At 72.1% G+C, this 3114-nt stretch carries 3 protein-coding genes; 2 read left to right on the top strand and 1 reads right to left on the bottom strand.

The genetic code is table 11. From position 1 onward, the window contains the following. Positions 1 to 55: 55 nt before the first annotated feature. A complete protein-coding gene (locus tag QMX80_RS18910; RefSeq protein ID WP_282278710.1) occupies positions 56 to 1765 on the top strand; it encodes a formylglycine-generating enzyme family protein in 1710 nt (569 codons plus the stop codon). A 47-nt stretch (positions 1766 to 1812) separates the two neighbouring features. Further along, positions 1813 to 2712: a M48 family metallopeptidase gene (locus QMX80_RS18905; RefSeq protein WP_055769578.1), complete on the top strand. Its 900-nt coding sequence runs from the start codon at positions 1813 to 1815 to the stop codon at positions 2710 to 2712. Positions 2713 to 2766: 54 nt separating this feature from the next. Here QMX80_RS18905 and QMX80_RS18900 read toward each other — a convergent pair. After that, positions 2767 to 3114, bottom strand: a 348-nt coding sequence (locus tag QMX80_RS18900) for an exodeoxyribonuclease VII large subunit (protein WP_282278709.1), incomplete at its 5' end; no start/stop codon positions are given.

Below are 3114 nucleotides of genomic sequence, written 5' to 3'. Positions count from 1 at the left end.
GCAACCGGTCGAGGCCGAGCCGGTGGCGCCGGTCGCGGCGCCGGAGCCGCAGGCGATCGCCGCGCCGGCTCCGGCGGTCGTGCCGCTGCCGGTCTGGACGCCGCCCGCGGTCGAGCTGCAGCCCGAGCAGGTGCGCGGCGCGCTGCAGCGGGCGGGCGCTGCGCTGGCCGAAGGGCGCCTGTACCAGGACGCGGAGGCCGCCATTCCCCTGTACCTGGCGGTGTCGTCGCTGCGGCCGCAGGAGCGCGAAGCCCGGCGCGGCCTGGAAAAGGCCCGCGTGCGCCTGCAGGCCTCGGTCCGCGCCCTGCTGCAACAACAGGACGAACAGCGCAGGGCATTGGCCGAAGCGGCCACCCAGGTCGCGGTGCTCGTCCATCTGGCGCCGGAGGGCGGGGTGGAACTGGAACTGCAGCGGCGCGTGCAGGTGGCGCGGCGGCTGCTGGCGCTGAACCGTTCCGGCGAGGAGGCGCTGCGCACCGGCAGCCCGGCGCTGGCGGCAGGCGCGTTCGCCCAGGTGCTGGAACTGGATCCGGGCAACAGCCGCGCCCGGCAGGGCCTGGCGGCGGTGGAAAGCGGATTGCTCAGGCAGGCGGAGGATGCCGCGGCCCATGCCGATTTCAATGCGGCGCTGGACTGGCTGCGGCAGGCTTCGCGCATCCGCGAGGACGCGCCGACCGTGGCCGACGCGCGGGTGCGGATCGAGGCGATGCGCGATGCGCAGCTCGCCGCCCTGCGCGATGGCGGATTGCACGACCTCGCCTCGCCCAAGGGGCTCAAGGACGCGCGCGAGAAACTCGAACAGGCGCTGCGCATCGCCGTGCCCGGCGACGCGGCGGTGGCGGTGCTGCGGCAGCGCATCGACCTGGTCGCGCATTACGGCAGCTTCCGTCCCGGGCAGGTATTCAGCGATTCATTGCAGGACGGCGGACGCGGCCCGCAGATGATCGTCGTGCCGCATGGCGGCTTCCAGATGGGCGCCGGCTATGGCGAACCGGGTGCCAGCGATGCCGAGCGCCCGCAGCACTACGTGCGTTTCGACCGCGGCTTCGCCATGTCCATCACCGAAGTCACGGTGGCCGACTTCGGCCGCTTCGTGGCGGCGACCAAGGCGCGGCCGCGCGCGAGCCGGCGCGGCCATTCGATCGTCTACGACGAGCGCAGCGGCAACTTCGTGCGCCGCAACGGCGCCGACTGGCAGGCCGACTACAACGGCGCCAAGGCGCCGCCGGACAACCCGGTGATGCACGTCAGCGTGCGCGACGCCGAAGCGTACGCAGCCTGGCTGTCCGCGCAAACCGGCCGTTATTACCGGCTGCCGAGCGAGGCCGAGTTCGAGTACGCGCTGCGCGCGGGCACCGCCGGCCGCTATCCGTGGGGCGACGCCGGCGTGCCGCCGGCGGGCAGTGGCAATTTCACCGGCAGCGAGGATGTCTCGCCCAGCGGCCGCCACTGGAAGAACGCCTTCATCGGCTATGGCGACGGCTACTGGGGCGCGGCGCCGACGGCCAGCTTCCGCCCCAACGGCTGGGGCCTGCACGACATGGCCGGCAACCTGAGCGAGTGGGTGGCCGACTGCTGGCACGCCAGCTACCGGCGCGCACCGCCCGACGGCGCGGCCTGGTACAACCCGGGCTGCCGGCAGCGCGTGGTCCGCGGCGGCAACTGGGCCAACGCGCCGGAGCAGACCCGCGCCGCCTGGCGGTTGTCGCAGGACTCGGACGTGACCAGCGCGCGCATCGGCTTCCGGCTGGTGCGCGGCATCTGACGTGGCGCTACCATCGCTCCGTCCAACCGTTCCCGGCGGAGCCCACGATGCGACAAGACCCCCTCGGCAACCCGCGCGATAACCGCCGCCGCGGCATCGGTGGCGGCCTGCGCTGGATCATCCTGCTTGGCTTCGCGATCTATGGCGGCTGCTATTACTTCGGCAACCGCACGGTGGACCCGTATACCGGCGAGAAGGTACTGATCGACAAGACCCTCGATGCCGATGACGAAAAGGCGCTGGGCCTGCAGGCCTACCAGCAGATCCTGGCGCAGGAGCGGCCGGTCGATCCCAATACGCAGGTGGCGCGGCAGATCCGCGAGATAGCCCAGCGCCTGATCGCCAAGGTGGAGCCGGTGGAAGCGGCGCTCGCGGCCGAGCACGGGCAGGCGCCCAACCGCTTCTCGCAGGGCTTCGACTGGGAAGTGAACGTGCTGCAGTCCGACCAGGCCAATGCGTTCTGCCTGCCGGGCGGCAAGATGGCGGTCTATACCGGGCTGGTGCCAGTGGCGCGCAACGCCGATGCGATGGCGGTGGTGATGGGGCATGAGATCGCCCATGCGCTGCTGCGCCATGGCGCGCAGCGCATGGCCCAGCAGAAGCTGACGCAGATCGGGCAGATGGCCGGCGCCGCCGGTGGCATGGACGCGCAGCAGCAACAGATGCTGATGTCGGCCTTCGGCTACGGTTACCTGCTGCCGTACGCGCGCAGCCATGAGACCCAGGCCGACGAAGTGGGGCTGATGCTGGCCGCTGCGGCCTGTTTCAATCCGGAGGAAGCGGTGCCGCTGTGGGAGCGCATGGGCGCGGCCAGCGGCGGCCAGGCGCCGCCGGAATTCGCTTCCACCCATCCCAATCCCGGCACCCGCATCCAGAACCTGCAGGCGCTGATGCCCAAGGCGATGGAGTACCGGCAGCGGTTCTGCGAGACCGCGGGAAAGAATTGAGCGATTGCCGCTGCGTCCGCGGGAGCGCGGTTTCAGCCGCGCCTGCCATCGTTTTTACGGTTGTTCCTGTGGTGCGGTTTCCGTACCGGCGACGCGCACATCCACCACGCCGTCGCCCACCCGCGCCTGCAGCGCATCGCCGGGTCGCACCTGCGCGGTGGAGCGCACCAGCGCGCCGTCGTCGGCGCGGGTGAGGATCGCGTAGCCGCGCGCAACGGTGGCCAGCGGGCTCACCGCCTCCAGCGAGCGGGCGATGCCGCGCAGATGCAGGGCATCGCGCTGCAGCTGCCGTGCCATGGCCGCCTGCGCGCGCGGCGCCAGCGCTTCCAGGCGCCCGCGCAGCAGTTCCAGCCGGCGCGCGGGCTGCACCGCGCGCAGCGCCGAGTGGCCATGCGCCAGGCG

This window comes from Stenotrophomonas sp. PS02297, from assembly GCF_029959705.1.
Taxonomy (GTDB): Bacteria; Pseudomonadota; Gammaproteobacteria; order Xanthomonadales; family Xanthomonadaceae; genus Stenotrophomonas; species Stenotrophomonas nitritireducens.
This window is presented reverse-complemented; position numbering and strand designations above follow the sequence as displayed.

Coding starts and splice junctions, on each gene's coding strand:
- QMX80_RS18905 (WP_055769578.1), top strand. CDS start 1,813: ATGCGACAAGACCCCCTCGGCAACCCGCGCGATAACCGCCGCCGCGGC.